Raw genomic sequence first — 21,125 nt, 5'->3', positions numbered from 1 at the left:
ACTGTCTTCGACCGACCGCGGCCGACATATGTCGCGGGTATGGCCGTCCCTCCCTTCCCGCAGGATGCTGTGTCATCAGGTGACAAAAACGGGGAGGGCCGGTCATGCCGGATATGAGTGTGGAGCCGTACCGGGACATCACCTTCGACAAGGACGGTGATGTCGATGCGCGGCAGCGCGACCGGCTGGCAAGGCTGGAGGTCACCGATCTGGTGATGTTCGCGCACGGCTGGAACAACTCGCCTTCCGTTGCGGCCCAGTTGTACTCGGCCTTCTTCGCGCCGTTTCCCGGGCTGCTGGCGGCATCGCCCGGTGTGCGGCTCGGATACGCGGGTGTCGTGTGGCCGTCGATGAAGTTCACGGACGAGCCGGTACCCGACTTCAAGCCGTCCGTCTTCGGCCCGTCGACGGAACCGGGGCTGGACGAGGCGACACAGGATGCCCTGATCGAGCTCTTCCCCGGACACCGGGCGACGGTGGAACGGCTGGCCCGGCTCCTGGACGAGCAGCCCGAGTCGGAGACCGCGTTCGCGGAGTTCGGCGTGCTGGCACGGCAGTTGGCCGAAGTGCCGGCCGGCGGGCTCGAGTCCGGCTTCACGGACGATCTGCCGCAGGACGAGCAGGGGCCGCCGGCAGTCCTGTACGAGGACGCGCTCACGATGTGCCGGAAGTTCACGCTGGCACTGGAGGAGACCGGGGCCATGACGGAGCAGTCCGGCGTTCGGTCCTTCTCGATCGGCGGCGGATTGAAGAAGGTGTGGAAGGGCGCGAAGGAGCTGCTGAGGCAGACGACGTACTACGCGATGAAGCGGCGCGCCGGGACTGTCGGCGAGCTGGGCCTCGGCCCGCTGCTCGGGCAGCTCGCCCGGTCCTCCCCCGATGTACGCGTCCATCTGGTCGGACACAGCCAGGGGGCACGGCTGGTCTCCTTCGCGCTGCGCGGACTGCCCGACGGCGTACGGAACGTGAAGTCACTGACGCTCCTTCAGGGAGCGTTCTCCCACTACGCGTTCGCGCCGAGCCTGCCGCACTCCCCGCACAGCGGCGGGGCTCTGCGCAGCTTGGAGCACCGGGTCGACGGTCCCGTGGTCGCCTGCTATTCACGGCACGACAGCGCGCTCGGGGTGATCTATCCGCTGGCGTCGAGCCTCGCCGGGGACGATGCGAGCGCGGTCGGGCCGGACAAGCGGTGGTGGGCGATGGGACACGACGGGATACAGGCTGTTGGGCAGACATCGCGGATAACACTCGAGCAGGCACTCCGCGACGGTATTCCGGGCTCGGGGTGCGTCAATGTGGACACGGCGTCGGTGGTGCGGCGCGGCGGACCGCCGGCGGGCGCGCACAGCGACATCTGTCATGAGGAGCTGGCGCGGGTGGTGGTTGCCGCCGGCCGCATCGGACGCTGAGTGGCCTCGACGCCCGTGCAAACCACGGCAGTTGTCATCGACCGGCCAACACCGGGCGACTGGCACCGGGCGACCGGCACCGGCCGACCGTCAGCGGTGAGTGTCACTGGCGAGCGGCCGGCGATGAGTGGTCACCTGTGTGACGGGAACTCCACGACCTGCTGGTACGTCGGCCGGTTCTGCCAGTTGACCCCCGGGTGGGTGATGCCGCCCAGCGCACGGTGGATGATCGAGTCCGTGCACCACTGGTTGCCCGCGCCGCAGCTGCCGTCGGCGGGGTAGACCTCGGTCGCCGGCTTGGCCGTGGCCTGCTTCAGCGTGGCGAGGAGTGCGTCACGGCAGGCGGCGAGGTCACCGTTGCCGCAGTACGTCCTCGCCAGCGGGCCCTGGACCGGCAGGCCCAGTACCTGGCGCAGATCCTTGTCCGCGAATGCCCACCAGCCGTACTGGAAGGCGGAGCCGCTGTGCGCGCCGGTCGCGCCATGGCCGGCCGCCGGGGATCCGTCGATCGCGAGGTTCCCGGCCAGAGCCCGGTAGAGACCGTCGCCGAGTCCCGGTCCGAACTCGGCCTCGGTCAAGAGCGGCCACCAGGCGTCCATGATGCGTACCGCGTCGGCATGGGTGTAGCTGTGCGAGCCGGGCGCCGTCTCCCTGCGCTGCGAGCCTGCCGCGCTCCAGGAGTCCAACTGCTGGATCGACGCGTTCAGTTGGGGGTCCGTAACGGGCTGAGAGCGCAGCACCTTCAGCAGCTCGGGCAGCAGCTGCTCGCCGCGCAGATCGGCGACGGCCGCCTCCGCCATGGCCCGGGTGAGCGAGGCACGGGTCACCCGGCCGTCCGCGACCAGCTTCGCCAATCGGTCATCGAGCAGATCGCCACGGTGCACGGCGCCGAAGCCGAATGCCGCGGTGGCGTACCCCTTGGCCTGCCGGTTGTTCCAGGAGATGTAGTAGTCCTGTCCGATGGACCGGGGGTGCTGGGCGAAGGGCGTGTACGAGGCGGTGTTGGCCGCCGGGTCGAAGCCCTGCCACTCGTACGGCTGCTCCGCCCTGACCGGCAGCGCCGGGTCGACGTCGGCCGCCCGTACCGGGTTCATGCCGCTGTTGAAATAGGCGGCGGTGCGCGAGTCGGCGTAGAACCAGTTGAAGGCGTAGTCGATGTGGTGGGCGGCCTGCTGGAAGGACGTGGCGTCCGTCACGTACGACGGGTCGTTGAGCATCTGGAAGCCGATGATCGAGTCGGCCTCGTGGCGGTAGGTGGTGCGCAGCGAGGTGTACGCGACGGGCTTGCCGCCCACCGTGGCGCGGTGGGTGACCATGCCGTACTTGGTCCGCCAGACCTGCATGCGGTAGGAGCCGGCAGCGGTGGAGTCGGCGACCGTCGGCTTCCAGGCGTTGCGGCGCTCCATTTTCTCCATGGGGGTGCAGACGCCGCGGTAGAGGTAGTGGTCGGCGTCCTTGCCCGGGGTGCCGCCGCCGGGTGCGCACAGCTCGACCGCATAGCTGTCGGTGATGTCCTGGGCGGCGGAGGTGGCGGACCAGGCGTAGTCCTGGCCTCGGCCCATCTGGACGTACATACCGATGCCGGCGAAGGAGACGCCGCGAGCGGAGATGCCGGGGCCCTGTATCTCCTGGAGCATCATCAGCTGTGGCGCGAAATAGCCGGTTTGCGGGCCGAAGACGGCGATCGGGTTGCCGCTCGCGGTGTTCTTGCCGGAGACGACGAGCGCGTTGGACATCCCGCGCCCGCCGCCGATGGAGCCGGGCGCGACAACTCCGTGGTCGTACATGCCCTGCGCGGGCCTGAGGTTCTCCGGGACCCGCAGCGGGGACTTGGCGTCGGTGCCCGCGGCGCCGGTCCTGTCGTGGACGAGCTGCTCGGGGACGAGAGATCCGGCGTCGGGCAGTGCGGTGCCGCGCGGGTTCGCGGGCTTGTTGGCGTACGGGAAACTGGTGCCGTCATGGACGGTGAGCACGGCCTCGGGATCCTCGCGCTGCCGGAAGGACTCCCAGACCCTGGTGCCTTCCACCAGGCCGTACTTCTGCTGGGCGGCGAGCAGGGAGAGAGCGGCCTGCACCTCGCCGCCGCCGCCTCCGCCGAACTGGCCGCCGACCACCGAGGCGATGGCGATGAGGTCGCTGAGTTTGAAGGGCTGGATCTCACCGGCGTTGGTGATCGAGTCGATATGGCCGGTCAGGACGTACTCGCCGGGGAAGTACCGTCCGTTCTTGGACTGCACCCGGTAGGCGTTGATGCCGTCGACGTAGGCCTGGGCATCGGCCATGGCCTGCTCGCCACGGGCGCCCTCGGTGGTGCGGATCCGCTCCGCCTGCGCCTCGTAGTCGGCCTCGGTGTACGGGGCGGAGGGCCAGAACTGCTGCTCCAGGCCCTGGTTGGCGAGCGCACCGCCGGCGAACGGGGTGAGTTCGCCCCGGCCGATGTGCCGGAAGAGGTCCATCATCCACAGCCGGTCCTGGCCGGCGGCGAATCCGGCGCCGTACTCGGTGCCGTAGCGGGTGGTGCCCTTGATGTGCGGGACGCCGGTCTTCCTGTCGCGGGTGATCGTGACGTCGGAGCGGGGTCTGGTGACGGACTCGGCCTGGCCTTCGGGGACACCGAAGGAGGAGTCGTTGAAGAAGTCGGTCAACTTGGCGTCGGTGAGTCCGCCGTAGCCGCCCACCAGGGAGTCGTAGCGGCCGAGTTGGTCGGAGCTGTGGGCGGGGCGGGTGCCGAGGACGCGGTGGGCGAGGATGTCGGCGAGGGTGGCGTTGCCGTTCTCGCCGGGCGGCAGGATGTCGGCGCACTGGCTCCGGCAGAGGTCGCCATCGGCGGACGCGGCGGGGGCCGCGGCTGCGGCCGTGGTCCGGGGCAGCGGGGCCATCAGCCCCGCGGCGAGCGCGAACACCGCGGCAGTGACGGCAGTTCTGAGTCTTCCGGTGCGTCGTCGCATGGATGCTCCTCGGGGAGGCCGATGCGCCGGAGGTTACCGACGGTATGACACGCAAGTAAGGTGAACATGCGTCACCTTTCGAACCACCGCACGGCGAGGCGATGTCCCACTGATGGCCGCCATCGAATTTTCGATGGAGCCGGATGGGGTAGTCGTACGTCCACTCTTTGACGCCGATGTACCAGCGACGGAGGTGGCAGTGCGATGGCCGGTTTCCGGAGTCTCGCGAGACAGGTGCGCGACCCACGATGTGACCTGGCGCTTCGGCGCTATTCACTGCGCAAGTGCCTGGAGCGGTTTGCCCCTTATGGGCACCGGGCGACCTGGGATCATCTGTGCGGGAAGCACAGAATCGAACCCGAGGACAGGGCCCCCGATCCGGCGCGGCTGGTGGCCGCGCTCGAGGAGTTGGAGGAGGCGCGGGCCGTCTGGCTCGCGTACGAGGAGAGTTTCGCCGACCGCCGGAAACGCGAGAAGCACGACGGGCTGAGGCGGCCCGGATTCATCGACGACTGGCACCGCCGGACCTGGGGCGGGAACGGGGTCGCACGCTGCGACATCCCCGCCGCCCATCCGGCGGCGCCGCTCGGTGATGTACTGCGCCGGCTGATTTCCGCACTGGAGACCGATCCCGGTGCGGCCTGTCCGGTGTGCGAGGGAACGAACATCGTCTGGCGGCAGGACCTCGCCCACGAACCGTGGTTCGGGCCGGTCTGCACGGGCTGCGGCATCGTCGTGCCGCAGCCCGTTCTGACGTCCGAGGCCGTGGCGGCGGCCAAGAGGGCCGGGCGCAGGGAACTGGCGTCGGTGGCGTGAGGCACGCGGGGGCGGGCCACGGCGTCGTTGCGCCCCCGCGTAGCCGACCCGGTGACGGTGGCCCTGTCAGTGGCGGCCGGCACCACCGAAGGCATCATCCCGGTCCGTCCGGACGGGCCCTGTCCGGCCGGTGACCGGCACTGCGGAGGACCGGGCCGACGGACACGCTCTGCCTGCCGGACGGCCGGCGTGCCGCGGTCCGTGCCCAACTGGTGTGCGCCGCCCCGGACATCGCCGATATTCGGTGGCCGCCCAACCTCGACAGCCCTCACAGTGGTGACGGCAATCCGTAACCGAGGAGGCGCCGATGTCGACGCTGCGAGTCACCGCAGAACTGCTCACCGTTCACGAGCACCCGAACGCCGATGCGCTCGAGCTGGCCCAGGTGGGTCTGTACCGCGCGGTCGTCGCCAAGGGCGCCTACCGCAGTGGTGACGCTGCCGTGTACATCCCGGAACAGGCGGTGCTGCCCGCGGAGTTGATCGAGGAGCTGGGGCTGACCGGGCGTCTGGCCGGCAAGGCGTCCGACCGGGTCAAGGCGGTGCGGCTGCGCGGCGAGCTGTCGCAGGGCATCGTGTGCCGGCCGCGGGCGCTCGCGGACCTCGATCTGGCGCAGGCGGCGGCCGACGGCACGGACTTCGCGGAGCTCCTCTCGATCACCAAGTGGTCGCCGCCCATCCCGCCCACGATGGACGGGGAGGTGGAGCGGGCGCCCGAACTGCTGCCGTGGGTCGACATCGAGAACATCCAGCGCTACCCGAAGATATTCGAGCCGGGTGAGCCGGTGGTGCTGACCGAGAAGCTGCACGGCTCGGCCTGCCTGCTGACGTACAGCGTGGCGGACGGAGAGCGAAGCGATACGGGGGTCCCCACGACCGAAGGCCGGGGGAAGGTGCAGGTGTCGTCGAAGGGCTTCGGCGCCAAGGGTCTGGCGCTCACCGAGGATCCGCGGAATCTGTACTGGCGCGCGGTGCACGGCCATGACGTCCCCGCGGTCGCGGCACGCCTCGCCGAGAAGCTGGGGGCGAGCCGGATCGGTCTCTTCGGCGAGGTGTACGGCGCCGGGGTGCAGGACCTCGGCTACGGCGCCAACGCGCGCTCCGAGGCGCTGGGTTACGCCGTATTCGACGTATCGGCGGAGATCGACGGCCAGGTCCGCTGGCTGGATCCGGCCGGGCTGCTGGAGGGTGAACTGCCGCTCGTACCAAGGCTGTACGAGGGTCCGTACGACATCGAGAAGGTGCTGGAGCTGGCAAGCGGGCGGGAGACCGTGTCCGGGCGCGAGTTGCATCTGCGCGAGGGGGTCGTGATCCGTCCGGCCACCGAGCGCTACAGCCCCGTGGTGGGCGGCCGCGCGATCGCCAAGGCGGTCAGCCCGGCCTATCTGACTCGCAGGGGCGGCACGGAGTACGAGTAGGGCGACCCTGCGCGGACCGTGGAAGAGGTGAGCCCGTCACGGGGGTGCGGGCCCACCGCCGGCCGGCGGCTCGCCGGCCGGGCTTGATCTTCAAACCCGGCCGGCGACCGAGGACGAACAGTCTGCCCGGCGGGCCCGGACGGACCGGGCCGGCCGCACCGGCCACCGCGCCCCCGTCAGCAGCAGTCCTTCGCGGACCGGCGCTCCGGCAGCAGCCGCGAGCCGCTCATCCGCTCGCCGGAGATGTCGTCCGGGTTGGACAGCACACAGGTCTCCAGCGAGAGACAGCCGCAGCCGATGCAGTCGGTGAGATGGTCACGGAGCCGGCCGAGCTGCTTGATGCGTTCGTCGAGCTCGGTCCGCCAGGCCTCGGACAGCCGCGCCCAGTCCTCACGGTCCGGCGTGCGTTCGTCGGGCAGTTCGGCGAGCGCGTCCCGGATGGTGGCGAGCGGAATGCCGACGCGCTGCGCGGCGCGCACGAAGGCGACGCGGCGCAGGGCGTCCCTGCTGTAGCGGCGCTGGTTTCCGGTGGTCCTGCGGCTGCTGATCAGGCCCTTTGACTCGTAGAAGTGGAGGGCGGACACGGCCGCGCCACTGCGCGCGGACAACTGGCCGACCGTGAGCTCGTGGATCTTCTCGGGAATCTGTGGCACTCCTCGAACCCTACTGGTCGAGTGTTGGCAGCCTTCCGTTGACAGAAGAGCGCATGCACAACCATGCTGAGCAAGCGCTTAGACAATGAGCTTGTGAACGCTTGAGAGGCAGGGACCAGGGACATGGCCGAGCCGAGGATCTTCACCTCCGCCGATGAGCTGCGCGCCGGAGTCGGCGAACAGCTGGGGCACAGCGAATGGCTGGAAGTCGACCAGAAGCGGATCGACCTCTTCGCCGACGCCACCGGTGACCACCAGTGGATCCATGTGGACCCGGAGCGGGCCGCGAGCGGCCCGTTCGGCACGACGATCGCGCACGGCTATCTCACGCTGTCGCTGCTGCCGACCTTCGTACCGCAGATCCTGCGCGTCGAAGGCATGAAGATGGGCATCAACTACGGGGCCAACAAGGTCCGCTTCCCCTCCCCCGTGCCGGTGGGCTCGCGGCTGCGCGCGTCGGCGCTCCTCCAGAATGTCGAGGAGGCGGGCGGCGGTGTGCAGGTGACCGCCCTCGTCACAGTGGAGCGCGAGGGCGGCGACAAGCCGGTGTGCGTGGCCGAGTCGGTGTCCCGCTACTACTTCTGAGCGTCGGCCGGAACCGCTCCTGAGCTACTTCCGAGCGGCGACCATGCGCAGGACGAGGTCGGCGTAGAGCGCGCCGACCTCGTCGGGCGTCCGGGCTCCCCGCACGTTGAACCACCGCGCCACGTCGATGCAGAGCGACAGCACGGCGACCGTGGTGCCGGGCACGTCGGGGACGTCGAACTCCCCCGTCTCCACGCCGTCGCGCAGGATGCCCCGCACCACGGCGTCGCTGCGGCGCCGCAGCTCCAGGATCTCGGTGCGGTGGTCGTCGGAGAGCGCGTCGATCTCGTACTGGACCACGTGCGCGGTGTCGTGCCGCCCGGCATGCCAGCGCACGAAGGAGCGCACCGCGTCGGCGAGCCGATCGGACGGTGTGCCGCCGCCGGCGTCCGCCGCCGAAAGGATCTCCAGCGCCTTGTCGTGCCCGATCCGGCTGATCCGGTGAAGCAGCTCTTCCTTGGTCTTGTAGTGGATGTAGAGCGCGGCCGGGCTCATCCCCGCGCGGCCCGCGATGTCCCGCGTCGTCGTCGCGTGGTAGCCGCTTTCGGCGAAGGCCTCGACGGCGGCGACGAGCAGCTTCCTGGCCGCCTCGGGCGTGACCTCACCCCACGGCATGTCCTCGCCGGCCGTGTCCTCCGCCGTACTCATCACTGGCCCCTTCCATTCAGCAGAACGCACACCATACCCCGAGGGTGAGCAAGCGCTTAGGGCATCTGGTCAGAGCTTTTGGAAGGGGTCGTGCTCGGCGAGCATCTTTTCCAGCCGGGCCTGGTCGACGCGGCTGACGATCTGCCCGGCCTCCTGACGGTCCCTGATCACCTTGGCCAGGGTGAACGCCGAGGTGGTGAGGTAGAGGACGGCGATGGCGAGAAAGCCGCGCACCCAGGCATCAGCGTCGAGATAGAGGATGCCGAGGCCGACGGCCGCCAGGGCGACAGCGAAGGAGGCGACGGCCTGACCGTAGAAGGCCGCCGTGTTCTGCTGCTTGACGGGTGTTTCACTCATGCCGGTCAGCATCGGCCGGTGCGGCCGGTGCCGCATCCGCTCCCGTACTCATCCGCGTACTCAGAGGCCCAACGGGTCAGAACGCGGAGACTCCGGTGAGCGCGCGGCCGATGATCAGCTTCTGGACCTGACTGGTGCCTTCGTAGAGGGTCATCACGCGGGCGTCGCGCAGCAGTTTGCCGACCGGGTACTCGTCGATGTAGCCGTAACCGCCGAAGACCTGCAGAGCGTTGTTGGCACAGCGCACGGCGGCCTCGGAGGCGAAGAGTTTGGCCTGGGACGCGGCGGTGGCGAAGTCCTCGCCGCGATCGACGAGGTCGGCGACCCGCCAGGTCAGCAGCCTGGCCGCGTCCACATCCACCGAGATGTCGCTGATCAGCTCCTGGACCAGCTGGTACGAGGCGATGGACTTACCGAACTGCTCGCGCTCGCCGGCATAGCCGACGGCCGCGTCGAGGGCGGCCTGCGCGATGCCGACGCAGCCCGCCGCCACCGACATCCGCCCCTTGGCGAGCGCGGACATGGCGATGGAGAAGCCCTTGCCCTCGGGGCCGAGCAGCGTGGCCGCGGGGACACGGACGTCCTCGAGAACCAGTTCGGCGGTTGCCTGGCCGCGCAGGCCCAGCTTTCCGTGGATGGTGCGACGGCTCAGACCGGGCGTGTCGGCCGGCACCAGAAAGGCGGAGACGCCCTTGTGGCCGGGCGTGTCATTGGTACGGGCGAAGAGGAGCACCACATCGGCCCAGGTGCCGTTGGTGATGAACATTTTGGAGCCGTTGATGACGTAGTCGTCGCCGTCCCGCACAGCCCTGGTGGTCAGATTTCCCGCATCGGAGCCGGTGCCCGGTTCCGTGAGCCCGAAGCAGCCGATCGCCTCACCGGCGGTGAGCCGGGGCAGCCACGCACGCTTCTGCGACTCGTCCCCCCAGGCAGCGATCGTCTTGGCGACCAGCCCGAGGGATACGGAGACAATGCCGCGCACCGAGGAGTCGCCTCGCCCGAGCTCCTCCGTGACCAGGCAGTACGCCAGGTGGTCACCGCCGGAGCCGCCGTACTCCTCGTCGACGGTGAGCCCGAGGAAGCCCAGTGCGCCCAGCTTTTTCACGATCGACTTGTCGACGTTCTCGGCGCGGTCCCATGCGACGACATGCGGGGTGATCTCACGGTCGACGAAGTCCTTGGCCAGCTGCCGGACGGCTGCCTGCTCCTCGCTGAGCTCCAGGTTCATTCGCGCCCACCCCACTTTTAACTATCACTGCTAGTTTCTTCTTGGCAGGCCCTACTATGTGCCGCATGGCCCGACCGCGCAAGCCCCTCCTCAGCAGAGAACGCATCGTCGAAACGGCGGGCGCACTCGTGGACGCGGAGGGTCTGGAGGCCGTCTCCACCCGACGGCTCGCCGCCGAGCTGGGTGTCAGCGGGCCCTCCCTCTACAACCACTTCCGCAACAAGGACGAGATCCTCGAAGCGGTCGCCGACGCGATCAGCGCCCAGGTCGACCTGTCGATGTTCGAGGAGGACGACGCGCGCGACTGGCGCACCGCGCTCCACGACTGGGCCGTCTCCTACCGCGCCGCCCTGACCGCCCACCCCAACACGGTCCCTGTCCTCGCCCGCGGCCCGGGCCGCCGCCCGGCCGGCCTGCGAGTGGCCGACGCCGTCTTCGGCGCGATGGTCCGGGCCGGCTGGCCACCGGCCCAGGCGACCCATATCGGCGCCCTGATGCGGTACTTCATCACCGGCTCGGCGCTCGGCTCCTTCGCCCGCGGATTCGTCGACGACGAAACGGCGTACGATCCGGCCGACTATCCGCATCTCGGCCAGGCCCATCTGCTCGCCGAGCGGCAGCAGAAGGTGGACGAGGGCGCGTTCGAGACGGGGCTCCGGGCACTCATCGACGGCCTTGCCGTCCAGTACGCGGCCCTGGTACGCACCTGACGGGCGGCGCGCCCGTCATGGACAGTCCCTCATTCACCCCCTCATGAACGGGTCCCTCCGGTGGAACCTCCCGTACCGGAGGCACCGGAACAGTTCGGCCACCGCCGAAGGGTGAATGGCCGATCCTGGAGTCATGCAATCCAGAGACCTGGCCGCATTCGCCGCGCTGCTGGCCGACGAGACCCGCGCCTCCTTCTGTCTCGTACTGCTCGACGGACGGGCCTGGACCGCCGGCGAACTCGCACGGCACGCGGGCGTGGCGGCGTCGACCGCCAGTGAGCATCTGGGCAAGCTCGTCGCAGGCGGGCTGCTCGCCGAGGAGCGGCAAGGGCGGCACCGGTATGTGCGCCTCACCGACGAACACGTCGCGCATCTCGTCGAGGAGCTCGCCTCGCATGCCACGCCGGCACCCGACCCGTCGCCGCGGTCCCTGCGGGTGGCGAGCGCGCGCAGTGCCATGGCGCGCGGGCGGACCTGCTACGACCATCTCGCCGGGCGGCTCGGGATCGAGATCACGCAGGCCATGACGGTACGGGGGCTGCTGCGCCAGGACACCGGTTTCGCCCTGACCGATCAAGGGACGGCATGGTTCGGCGAGTTGGGCATCGATCTGCGGCGGAAGGGGCGACGTCCGCTCGCACGGGGATGTCTGGACTGGACCGAGCGCACACCGCATCTCGCCGGCGTCGCCGGGGCGGAGTTGTGCCGGCATGCGCTGGATACGGGCTGGTGCGTACGGATCGGATCCGAGCGTGCGGTGAAGGTGACCGCGGCCGGCGAGCGGGCGCTGGGCGCGCTGCTCGGCATCGAGCCGGAGATATTGCGGTGAGCGCCGAACGGCCGAGGACGTACGGTCGCCCCATGACGAACACCGCGCACCCCGCACCCCGCCCGCAGTGGCCAGCGCTGGCCGCGGCCGGCGTCACCGTGCTGCTGTGGGCCTCGGCCTTTGTGTCGATCCGCAGCGCGGGCGATGCGTACTCTCCCGGCGCACTCGCCCTCGGAAGGCTGCTCGCCGGGTCCCTCGTACTCGGCATCTTCCTGCTGATACGGCGCGAGGGGCTGCCGCCGCGGGCCGCCTGGCCCGGGATCGCAGTCTCGGGGCTGCTCTGGTTCGGGGTCTACATGGTGGTGCTCAACTGGGGTGAGCAGCAGGTCGACGCGGGCACGGCCGCGATGGTCGTGAACATCGGGCCGATCCTCATCGCGCTGCTCGGCGCGCGGCTGCTGGGCGAGGCGCTGCCACCACGGCTGCTGGCCGGCATGGCGGTGTCGTTCGCGGGAGCGGTGACCGTCGGGCTCTCGATGTCGGGCGAGGGCAGCGCATCCACGCTGGGAGTGCTGCTGTGCCTGCTGGCGGCGGTGGGGTACGCGGCCGGGGTGGTCGGCCAGAAGCCGGCGCTGGCCCGTGCGAGCGCACTGCAGGTGACGACGTTCGGGTGTCTGGTCGGGGCGGTGGCCTGTCTGCCGTTCGTCGGGCAGCTGGTCGACGAGGCGAGCCGGGCGCCCGTGACGGCGACGCTCAACATGGTCTATCTGGGGGTGTTCCCGACCGCGCTGGCGTTCACGACGTGGGCCTATGCCCTGGCACGTACGACGGCGGGACGGATGGGCGCGACGACGTATGCAGTCCCCGCGCTGGTCGTCCTGATGTCCTGGCTGGCGCTGGACGAGGTGCCGGCCGGGCTGACGCTGGCAGGAGGCGCCCTGTGCCTGGCCGGTGTGGCCGTCTCCCGCTCCCGGGGCCGGGTGCGGCGGCCGGTGGCGGGAGCGGGGGCCGACGCCTCCGCGTTCGGGGCCGGGACGCCGGAGACCGGACCGGCGGACTCCGGACCGGCGGGGTCCGGTGCCGGGTCCCGTCGGACCTGAGCCGTGCGCTCCCGCAGCCACGCCGTTCCCGCCCCCGGGGCTCGTGAGCTCGTGAGTGTGTACGGCCGCCGCGCCGGGCGGGCGGGTCGGCCGTACACGAGGTCTCACGGACGGAACGGAGTGCCGGCTCAATCCCGGGCGGCTGCCCGTGAGGCCAGGATCTTGATCGAGACGAGGGCGATCACCGCCAGGCCGATGATGTAGCCGGAGACGGCCATCGAGGTACCGGTCGCCTCCAGCAGCAGGACCATCATGAACGGAGCCAGGCCGCCGCCGAAGACCGCGGCTATCTGGTAGCCGAGCGAAGCTCCGGTGTAGCGCATCTCGGCGGTGAAGAGTTCGGCGAACAGCGCCGCCTGCGGCCCGTACATGATGCTGAGGAAGCAGCTGGTGACGAAGGTGCCGACGCCCAGCCAGAGCAGCGACTTGGTGTCGATCAGCAGGAACATCGGGATCGCCCAGACCAGCAGGCCGACCGCACCCGCGGCGTAGATGCGCAGCCGTCCGATGCGGTCGGAGAGGGCCGCGGCCGCGGGTATCAGCGCCAGCTGGGTGAGGCTGACGCAGAGCGAGACGGTGAGCACGGCGCTGCGCTTCATCTCGAGTTCGCGGGTCGCGTAGTCGAGCACGCCGGTGATGATGATGTAGAAGGTGGCGGTGTTGACCGCGAAGGAACCGCCGGCCAGGAAGACCGTGCCGAGGTGATTGCGCAGGATCGTTCGGAGCGGTGAGCGGGGCTCGTTCTTCTCCTGTGCGGCCAGGGCCTGCTCGGCCTCGCGGAATGCGGGCGTCTCCTCGACCCGGGTGTGGATGAACCAGGCGAGGGCGAGGACGAGGAAGCCGACGAAGAACGGGACCCGCCATCCCCAGGTGGCGAAGGCGGAGTCACTGGTGACGGCACCGGCGACCAGGAAGACCGTGTTGGCGGTCACCACTCCGATGGGGACGCCGAGCTGGACCAGGCTCCCGTACAGCCCGCGCTTGCCCTCCGGGGCGTACTCGGTGGCCATCAGCATCGCGCCGCCCCACTGGGCGCCGACCGCGATGCCCTGGACCACGCGGAGCAGGACGAGCAGCACGGGGGCGGCTACGCCGATCGTCTCGTACGTCGGAAGGAGGCCGATTCCGGTGGTGGCGACGCCCATCAGGGTCAGCGCGACGACGAGCATCGGCTTGCGGCCGTGCTTGTCGCCGAGCTGGCCCGCGATGATCCCGCCGATGGGCCGGGCGAGGAAGCCGACCGCGAAGGTGGCGAAGGCGGCGAGCACACCGGCCGAGGAGCTGCCGGAGGGGAAGTAGAGGTCGCCGAGGACGAGAGCCGCGGCGATGCCGAAGACGAAGTAGTCGTACCACTCGACGGCGGAGGCGAGGGCGGCGGCGGTGGCCACCCTGCGGCGGTTCGGGTCGGCGGGGGCTGGAGCGGTGCTGTCGGTGAGCTGTGCGGCCGTGTCCATGCTGTGCACACTCCGATGGGTGCGGGGACGAGGAGTGCGGGGACCGTACCGACCGGATGGTATGGCGGTCAACGGTTCGCGCACCAGGAGTTTTTGCTCGGGCATGACTCGTCGGCGGGAGGTCGAGGGCAGCACTGACACCCCGGCCGCACACGGGCGGCCGGGGTGCTGCGGGAGCGGAATCTAGAAGACGACCAGGGCCCGGCCCCCCTTGCCGGCGAGCATGTTGTCGAAGGCGGCGGGGATGCCGTCGAGCGCGATCCGCTCAGTGATCATGGAGCTCAGGTCGAGGCGCCCGGCGCGGATGTGTGCGGCGAGGACGGGCAGGTCACGAGCCGGATCGCTGTTGCCGTAGACGCAGCCGGAGAGCGTACGGCCCCAGTGGAAGATCTCCAGTGCGTTAAAGCTGACCTGCTGGTCCTTGCCTCCGATGCCGACGACCGTGGTGCGGCCGCCGCGGCGGGTGGAGTCCCATGCGGTGCGGATGGTGGCGGCCCGGCCGACACACTCGATGGCGACGTCCGCACCCTGGCCGCCGGTGAGTTTACGGATCTCCTTGGCTGTGGTCTCGGAGGCGATGACGTACTCGGTGGCGCCCGCCCGGCGGGCGAGCGACTCCTTCTCCGGGGAGACATCGACCGCGATGACGGTCGATGCGCCTGCGATCCGGGCGGACTGGAGGGTGGCGATGCCGACGCCGCCGACGCCGAAGACCACCACCGACTCGCCCTGCCGGACGCGGGCGGAGTGATGGACGGCGCCGTAACCGGTGAGGACCGCGCAGCCGAGCAGGGCGGCATCGGCGAGCGGGACGCCGTCCGGGACCGGCAGAACGCAGTTCGCGGCGACGACGGTCTCTTCGGCGAAGGCCGCGACGTTCAGGCCGGGGTGGAGTTCGACGCCGTCGGCGGTACGGGCGTAGACGCTTGCGGCGCCCGCCAGCGCGCCCGCGCACAGCCACACCTCACCGATCCCGCAGTAGTGGCAACTCCCGCACGAAGGCGCCCAGTTGAGAACCACGCCGTCGCCGGGGGCGACATGGGTGACGCCTTCACCGACGGAAACGACCGTGCCGGCGCCCTCATGACCGAGGACGGCCGGGACGGGGACGCGCATGGTGCCGTTGGACAGGGACAGATCGGAGTGACAGACCCCGACGGCGGCGAGGCGGACCCTCACCCTGCCGGGGCCCGGCTCGGGCAGTTCGATGTCGGTGATCTCCAGCGGAGAGCCGACGGCGGGCAGTACGGCGGCGCGGACCATGATGCGTGAGACTCCCGGCTCAGAACTGGAGGGACTTGGTCTGGAGATACTCGGACAGACCGTGCGGGCCGAGCTCGCGGCCGACGCCGGACTGCTTGTAACCGCCGAACGGCGCGAGAGGGTTGAAGCGGCCGCCGTTGATGTCGACCTGTCCGGTGTCCATCCGGCGCGCGAAGGCGACGGCCTCCGTCTCGTCGCCGGCCCAGACCGCGCCCGCGAGACCGTAGACGGTGCCGTTGGCGATCCGGAGCGCGTCCTCCTCGTCCTGGTACTTGAGCACGGAGACCACCGGGCCGAAGATCTCCTCCTGCGCGATGGTCATGTCCTCAGTGACATCGGCGAAGACGGTCGGGCTGACGTAGTAGCCCGTCTCGAGCGGGGCGTCGGGGCCACCCGCGACCAGACGGGCGCCCTCGGCGACACCCTTCTCGATATAGCCGCGTACGCGCTCCTGCTGCTTGGCGTTGACCAGTGGGCCGACCCGCTCGCCCGGCACGTACTTGGCAACCGCGGCTGCGGCGAGCGCGACCGCCTCGTCGTACTGGTCCTTGTGCACCAGCATCCGGGTCCAGGCGCTGCATGTCTGGCCGGAGTTGGACATGACATTGGCGATGCCGACGCTGACGGCCTTGGCCAGGTCGGCGCTCGGCAGGATGACATTGGCCGACTTGCCGCCGAGCTCCAGCGCGACCCGCTTGACGGCTGCGCCGGCCGTCGCGCCGATCTGCCTGCCGATCGCGGTGGAGCCGGTGAAGGAGACCAGATCGACACCCTCGTGCGCGGCGAGTGCCTGGCCGGCGACCGGGCCGAGGCCGGTCACCAGGTTGAACACTCCGGCGGGCAGCCCGGCCTCGTGCACGGCCTCGGCGAAGAGCTGAGCGGTCAGCGGGGTGTCCTCGGCGGGCTTGAGTACGACCGTGCAGCCCGCCGCGAGAGCCGGGGCCACCTTGGCGACGACCTGGTGCAACGGGTAGTTCCAGGGGGTGATGGCGCCGACCACGCCGACCGGCTCCAGCAGCACGGTGGAGTTGCCGATCTTCTCCTCGAAGGGGTACGAGGCGGCCAGTTCCGCGTACGAGCCGGCGACCAGGACCGGTACTCCCGCATGCACCGTCTGCGAGAGGGCGAGTGGTGCGCCGAGTTCGGCCGTGACCGTCTCCGCGATCTCGTCCTTGCGGGCCACGAGCACGTCACGCAGCGCCGCGATCCGTGCCGCGCGTTCGGCGGGAGGGGTCGCGGCCCAGGCCGGGAAGGCCTCGCGGGCGGCGCGTACGGCGGCGTCGACATCCTCCGCCGTGCCGGCCGGCACATGGGCGATGACCTGCTCGTCCGCCGGATTGACCACCGCGATCGTGTCGGGTCCGGCGGCCGGCCGCCACTGGCCGCCGATATACATGCCGTCGTGAGCCTTCATCGCACTCCTCCAGAACCTGCGGTAGTCTTCCGGACCCCAAACTAGCGGTGTTAGTTTTTGGGCGCCAGGGGCACCCGGGGTGAGGAGACCGGCGCGGGCTTCAGGCATCCAGCCCGAGGAGGTCGGCGGGAGCGGGACAGATCCGTCGTCCTTGGTGGTCGAAGACGTAGAGATGCGCGAGGTCGACGAGGAGAGGCACCTGGGCGCCGGTACGCAGCCGGACGTCGGGACCGGTCCTGACGACCAGATCGCCCGTGGATACGGCTTGGCGCTCGTACACCGGAGCCGCGGGCTCCGGCGCCGGCTCGTCGAGCACCACGACGGGACCCGAGACATGCGCGGCCGCACGCTCCTTCAGCCGGGTCAGCACACTCGGGCCGCCGCTTCTTCCGCGACGGCGGCGCGGGGTGGGCTGCGGCCTTGGCGACTCCAGATCGGCGACCACGGCGGGCTGCGAGCCGGTGTTGAAGTACACCAGCGCTTCGTGCCCCTGGTACTCCATGTGCTCGACGATCCCGGTCAGCGCCACCTCGCCGGGGCGCGCCTGGCTCGGCGGAGCGATCCGGGTCGCCTCGGAACGCAGGCCCACGATGATCTGCCGGCCCTGCTGGATACGGAGCAGCTGGTGGTCGATGCTGAGGGGCTCGGGCAGCGGCAGCCGCTGCTTGCCCAGATCGATCGACATACGGCCGTCCAGCGGCGCGTACACGACGGCCTGCAGGAGGTTGATGCGCGGAGTGCCGATGAACGCGGCGACGAAGACATTCTCCGGCAGGGCATAGGTCTCGCGCGGGGTGCTCACCTGCTGCAGCACGCCACCGCGCATCACCGCGACCCGGTCGCCGAGCGACATGGCCTCGGCCTGGTCGTGCGTGACATAGACGGTGGTCACCCCCAACTCCGCGGTGAGCTGCGCGATTTCGGCCCGCAGATGATTACGCAGCTTGGCGTCGAGATTGGACAGCGGCTCGTCCATCAGGAAGACGGACGGCCGCCGGGAGATGGCACGGCCCATCGCGACCCGCTGGCGTTCGCCGCCGGACAACTGGCTGGGATAGCGGTCGAGGACGTCCTCGATACCGAGCATCCGGGCGGTGGCCTCGACCTGCGGGCCGGTGTCCAGGCGGGGGTTCTCCAGTCGCAGCGGGAAGCCGATGTTCTCGCGGTTCGTCATGCTCGGGTACAGCGCGAAGTTCTGGAACACCATGGCCATCGCGCGTTCGCGGGGCGGGATGTAGTTGGCGTACTCGCCGTCGAGCAGCAACTCCCCCTCGGTGATGTCCTCGAGGCCCGCGATCATGCGCAGCACGGTCGACTTGCCGCAGCCGGAGGGGCCGAGCAGCACCACGAACTCCCCCGGCTCGATCTCCAGGGAGAAGCGGTCGACGGCACGGGTGGCCCGTCCGTACCTCTTACTGACGCTGTGCAGGGAAATGGCGCGACTCATATGGTTCCGCCAGGAGAAGAGGAGGAGCGACTGAGACGCCTGAAACTAGCCGACTACTCCCGGTCAGGGAATGATTCGCGCGAAGGTTGGGGACAGGCTCTTCGTACGGAGCCGTCCGCCACCGGGGGACGACCCCGGCCATGGTCTCGTCCCTCGCGAACCCCGGCCGCCGCCGGGCGGGTTGGCCGCCGGGCGCTCAATCCGGCCGCGACCAGCAAGAGCGTGCCCAGCATGACGAACGGCGCGGCCGTGCCCGCGATGCCCGCGACCAGTCCCGCGGAAGCGGGAGCGGCGACCTGGCCGAGGCGGTTTCCGGTCAGCCTCAGGGCGAGTGCGGTTGAGCGCGCCCGGGCCGGGGCGGCCTGGACGACCGTCGTCATCGACAGCGGCTGACCGACGCCCAGACAGAAGCCGAGGACGGCGAGCATCACCGCGAGCGCCCACACCGGGACGGGCAGCGCAATGCCCGCGCACAGGAGACCACCGAGCAGGCAGGTCACGGTCATCAGCGCCGTACGGCCCAGCAGCCGGATCATCGGCGTCATCACAAGGCGGCAGGCGACGGTCGCGGCCGCGCGCAGGCTCAGCAGCAGACCGATGGCGGCCGGGGCGATACCGCGGTGCTCGCCGATCACCGGGAGATAGGCCGTGAGGATGTCGGTGGCCGAGAGCACGGCGAGGCTGATGAAGATCCCGGCGGGTACGCCGCGGGTGCGCAGAATGCGGTGTACGGGGACCTTGGACCGCGGTGCGCGAGCCTCACGGCCGGTGCTGCTGTGCTCGATGCGCCAGAGCGAGGTGAGGGAGACGGCGGCCACGGCCGCCGAGACGACCAGGGCGAGTGCGCTCGTACGGCCCATGGCGCCATCCTGCTCGGAGACCAGGAACCCGGCGGCGATCGGTCCGGCCAGCTGGCCGAGCGAGGCGCCGATGGTGAAGTGGCCGAAATTGCGGTCCTGTTCGTCCGGGGCCGACTGGCGGGCGACGATCGACTGGGCGCCGATGACGAAGCAGAGGTGGCCGAGGCCCATCACTCCGCTCCAGGCCGCCATCGAGGTAAGTGAGACCGCCGTACCGCTGAGGGCACACCCGCCGGAGATCAGGACAACACCGATGGGCAGCAGGGGTGCACAGCGCCCGTGGTCCGTCCTGCGCCCCAGCGGTACGGCGGCGAACAGGGGAAGCAGCGCGTACACGCCCGCGATCACACCGATCGCGCGCTCGTCCGCGCCCAGGGCAAGAGCCCGGTAGGAGACGGCCGGCCGCGCCATCGACACCGCGCCCTGCGCGAAGGCGAAGGCGATGACGAGGCGCAGCAGCCAGCTCCTGCCGGGCTCCCCGGAAGCGGGCACCATCAGATGATGCCGAAGAGGACGCCGGCGCCGAGCACCACCAGAGAGGTGAGCGCGGCCCACTTGACCGTGAACTTGGTGTGGTCGCCGAACTCGACCTTGGCCATGCCGACGAGCACGTACACGGCGGGGACCAGCGGGCTCGACATGTGCAGGGCCTGGCCGACCAGCGACGCGCGGGCGATCTCCAGCGAGGAGACACCGTGGGCGGAGCCCGCTTCGGCGAGGACCGGCAGCACACCGAAGTAGAAGCCGTCGTTCGACATGAAGTAGGTGAGCGGGAGGCTCAGCAGACCGGTGACGATGCCCATGTGCGGGCCCATGCCCTCGGGGATGGCGCCGACGAGCCAGTCGGCCATGTGCTTGACCATGCCGGTACCGGTGAGGACGCCCGTGAAGACGGCGGCGGCGAAGACCATGCCGGCCACGTTGAGGACGTTCTCGGCGTGGGCGGCGACCCGGGCCCTCTGGTCGGCCATCGTGGGGAAGTTGACCGTGAGGGCGAGAGCCGCACCGAGGAGGAAGAGCACCGGGATGGGGAGAATCTCCATGATCATCGCGGCGAGGAGAACGACGGTGAGCCCGGCGTTGAACCAGTAGAGCTTGGGGCGGAGGGTGGCGCGGTTCGGGTCGAGTCCCTGGAAGCCCTCGTCGTCCCCGTGCTTGCCGATGTCTGCGTCCTTGCCGTCCCTGCCCTTGCCGTCGTCCCCGTCGGCCTTCGCGGGCTCGGCGTCGGCGTCCGTACCGGCGCCACCCGTGAGGCTCTTCTTCGTGCCCTTGCCGGCGCCGCCCGAATTGACCAGCACCGTCTCGGAGACGGTCTCGTCGGCGGTCTCGGTCTCGAGCACGTCGTCGAGGGTGAGGACACCGAGGCGCGTGCGCTCCCGTCGGCCCAGCACATAGGCGAGGACGAAGACGAAGAGCAGTCCGACGCCGAGCGCCGGGATCATCGGGACGAAGATGTCGGCCGCGTCGACCTTCAGCGCGGTCGCCGCACGGGCGGTGGGGCCGCCCCAGGGCAGGGTGTTCATCACGCCGTTCGCCGTGGCGGCGACACCGGTCATCACGACCAGGCTCATCTTGAGGCGCTTGTAGAGCGGATACATCGCCGAGACGGTGATCATGAAGGTGGTGGAGCCGTCACCGTCCAGCGAGACGATGGCGGCGAGCACCGCCGTACCGACCACGATGCGCAGCGGGTCCGCCTTGCAGAAGCGCAGGATGCCGCGGACGATCGGGTCGAAGAGGCCGACGTCGATCATGACGCCGAAGTAGACGATCGCGAACATCAGCATGGCCGCGGTGGGGGCGAGATTGCCGACGCCTTCGATGACGTAGTCCCCGAGGTGCGCGCCCTTTCCGACGAGTACGCAGAAGAGTGCGGGAATGAGGACCAGCGACGCGATCGGCGACATCTTCTTCATCATGATCAGGACCAGAAAGGTCGCAATCATGGCGAAGCCGAGGATTGTCAGCATTGGGGACACCTAACGTTCATCCTTGAACTCCCACCGGAGCGGCGGTTCGGATGACGTTAGGTCGCGCCAATCGCCGT

The 21,125-nt window shown here is 70.0% G+C and carries 18 protein-coding genes; 7 read left to right on the top strand and 11 right to left on the bottom strand.

Going from position 1 to position 21,125, the window contains the following annotated elements; translation table 11 throughout:
• Window positions 1-104 precede the first annotated feature (104 nt).
• Window positions 105-1,409 carry a serine-threonine protein kinase gene (locus tag ACWDZ6_RS26230; protein WP_451504796.1) on the top strand — a complete coding sequence of 435 codons (1,305 nt, stop codon included), beginning with the start codon at window positions 105-107 and terminating at the stop codon, window positions 1,407-1,409.
• A 131-nt stretch (window positions 1,410-1,540) separates the two neighbouring features.
• On the opposite strand, the gene ACWDZ6_RS26225 is transcribed toward ACWDZ6_RS26230, so the two are convergent.
• Window positions 1,541-4,357, bottom strand: a complete 2,817-nt coding sequence (locus ACWDZ6_RS26225) for a penicillin acylase family protein (RefSeq protein ID WP_451504795.1) — start codon at window positions 4,355-4,357, stop codon at window positions 1,541-1,543.
• Window positions 4,358-4,561: 204 nt separating this feature from the next.
• On the opposite strand from ACWDZ6_RS26225, the gene ACWDZ6_RS26220 reads away from it, so the two are divergent.
• Window positions 4,562-5,173, top strand: coding sequence for a hypothetical protein (locus ACWDZ6_RS26220; protein ID WP_451504794.1), 612 nt, complete (start codon window positions 4,562-4,564; stop codon window positions 5,171-5,173).
• A 307-nt stretch (window positions 5,174-5,480) separates the two neighbouring features.
• Window positions 5,481-6,590: an RNA ligase (ATP) gene (locus ACWDZ6_RS26215; RefSeq protein WP_451504793.1), complete on the top strand. Its 1,110-nt coding sequence runs from the start codon at window positions 5,481-5,483 to the stop codon at window positions 6,588-6,590.
• Between the two features lie 176 nt (window positions 6,591-6,766).
• Here ACWDZ6_RS26215 and soxR read toward each other — a convergent pair whose 3' ends face one another.
• Entirely contained in the window at window positions 6,767-7,243 is a 477-nt protein-coding gene (gene soxR / locus ACWDZ6_RS26210) for a redox-sensitive transcriptional activator SoxR (RefSeq protein ID WP_326648808.1), read from the bottom strand.
• Window positions 7,244-7,366: 123 nt separating this feature from the next.
• Between soxR and ACWDZ6_RS26205 the strand changes: the two genes are divergently transcribed.
• Window positions 7,367-7,828, top strand: coding sequence for a MaoC family dehydratase (locus tag ACWDZ6_RS26205; protein WP_451504792.1), 462 nt, complete (start codon window positions 7,367-7,369; stop codon window positions 7,826-7,828).
• Window positions 7,829-7,852: 24 nt separating this feature from the next.
• Here the strand turns inward: ACWDZ6_RS26205 and ACWDZ6_RS26200 are convergent, their stop codons facing one another.
• The 3 genes from ACWDZ6_RS26200 to ACWDZ6_RS26190 all read right to left on the bottom strand — a co-directional run bounded on the left by ACWDZ6_RS26200 (window position 7,853) and on the right by ACWDZ6_RS26190 (window position 10,061).
• Complete coding sequence (locus ACWDZ6_RS26200; RefSeq protein ID WP_451504791.1) at window positions 7,853-8,476, bottom strand: TetR/AcrR family transcriptional regulator; 624 nt, start codon at window positions 8,474-8,476, stop codon at window positions 7,853-7,855.
• Between the two features lie 69 nt (window positions 8,477-8,545).
• Entirely contained in the window at window positions 8,546-8,833 is a 288-nt protein-coding gene (locus ACWDZ6_RS26195) for a YiaA/YiaB family inner membrane protein (protein WP_327322503.1), read from the bottom strand.
• 76 nt (window positions 8,834-8,909) lie between these two features.
• Window positions 8,910-10,061, bottom strand: a complete 1,152-nt coding sequence (locus ACWDZ6_RS26190; protein WP_451504790.1) for an acyl-CoA dehydrogenase family protein — start codon at window positions 10,059-10,061, stop codon at window positions 8,910-8,912.
• 65 nt (window positions 10,062-10,126) lie between these two features.
• Here ACWDZ6_RS26190 and ACWDZ6_RS26185 point away from each other — a divergent pair, with 65 nt between their 5' ends.
• The 3 genes from ACWDZ6_RS26185 (at window position 10,127) to ACWDZ6_RS26175 (ending at window position 12,640) form a co-directional block, all read left to right on the top strand.
• The gene (locus ACWDZ6_RS26185) at window positions 10,127-10,771 is read left to right on the top strand and encodes a TetR/AcrR family transcriptional regulator (protein WP_366734310.1); all 645 of its coding nucleotides are present in this window, start codon (window positions 10,127-10,129) and stop codon (window positions 10,769-10,771) included.
• Between the two features lie 133 nt (window positions 10,772-10,904).
• Window positions 10,905-11,600, top strand: a complete 696-nt coding sequence (locus ACWDZ6_RS26180; protein ID WP_451504789.1) for an ArsR/SmtB family transcription factor — start codon at window positions 10,905-10,907, stop codon at window positions 11,598-11,600.
• Window positions 11,601-11,632: 32 nt separating this feature from the next.
• Window positions 11,633-12,640, top strand: a complete 1,008-nt coding sequence (locus ACWDZ6_RS26175) for a DMT family transporter (RefSeq protein WP_451504788.1) — start codon at window positions 11,633-11,635, stop codon at window positions 12,638-12,640.
• A 128-nt stretch (window positions 12,641-12,768) separates the two neighbouring features.
• Here the strand turns inward: ACWDZ6_RS26175 and ACWDZ6_RS26170 are convergent, their stop codons facing one another.
• The 6 genes from ACWDZ6_RS26170 to ACWDZ6_RS26145 all read right to left on the bottom strand — a co-directional run bounded on the left by ACWDZ6_RS26170 (window position 12,769) and on the right by ACWDZ6_RS26145 (window position 21,048).
• Window positions 12,769-14,094, bottom strand: a complete 1,326-nt coding sequence (locus ACWDZ6_RS26170; RefSeq protein ID WP_451504787.1) for an MFS transporter — start codon at window positions 14,092-14,094, stop codon at window positions 12,769-12,771.
• A gap of 183 nt (window positions 14,095-14,277) precedes the next feature.
• Entirely contained in the window at window positions 14,278-15,357 is a 1,080-nt protein-coding gene (locus tag ACWDZ6_RS26165; RefSeq protein ID WP_326648817.1) for a Zn-dependent alcohol dehydrogenase, read from the bottom strand.
• Window positions 15,358-15,376: 19 nt separating this feature from the next.
• Window positions 15,377-16,771 (bottom strand): aldehyde dehydrogenase family protein, encoded by a 1,395-nt coding sequence (locus ACWDZ6_RS26160; RefSeq protein WP_451504786.1) that lies wholly within the window; start codon window positions 16,769-16,771, stop codon window positions 15,377-15,379.
• A gap of 100 nt (window positions 16,772-16,871) precedes the next feature.
• Window positions 16,872-18,218, bottom strand: coding sequence for an ABC transporter ATP-binding protein (locus ACWDZ6_RS26155; RefSeq protein WP_451504785.1), 1,347 nt, complete (start codon window positions 18,216-18,218; stop codon window positions 16,872-16,874).
• 53 nt (window positions 18,219-18,271) lie between these two features.
• Window positions 18,272-19,570, bottom strand: a complete 1,299-nt coding sequence (locus ACWDZ6_RS26150; RefSeq protein ID WP_451504784.1) for an MFS transporter — start codon at window positions 19,568-19,570, stop codon at window positions 18,272-18,274.
• A gap of 2 nt (window positions 19,571-19,572) precedes the next feature.
• Window positions 19,573-21,048, bottom strand: coding sequence for a CitMHS family transporter (locus tag ACWDZ6_RS26145; protein WP_451504783.1), 1,476 nt, complete (start codon window positions 21,046-21,048; stop codon window positions 19,573-19,575).
• Window positions 21,049-21,125: the final 77 nt, after the last annotated feature.

The sequence above is a fragment of the Streptomyces sp. NPDC002926 genome, assembly GCF_053591755.1.
This window is presented reverse-complemented; position numbering and strand designations above follow the sequence as displayed.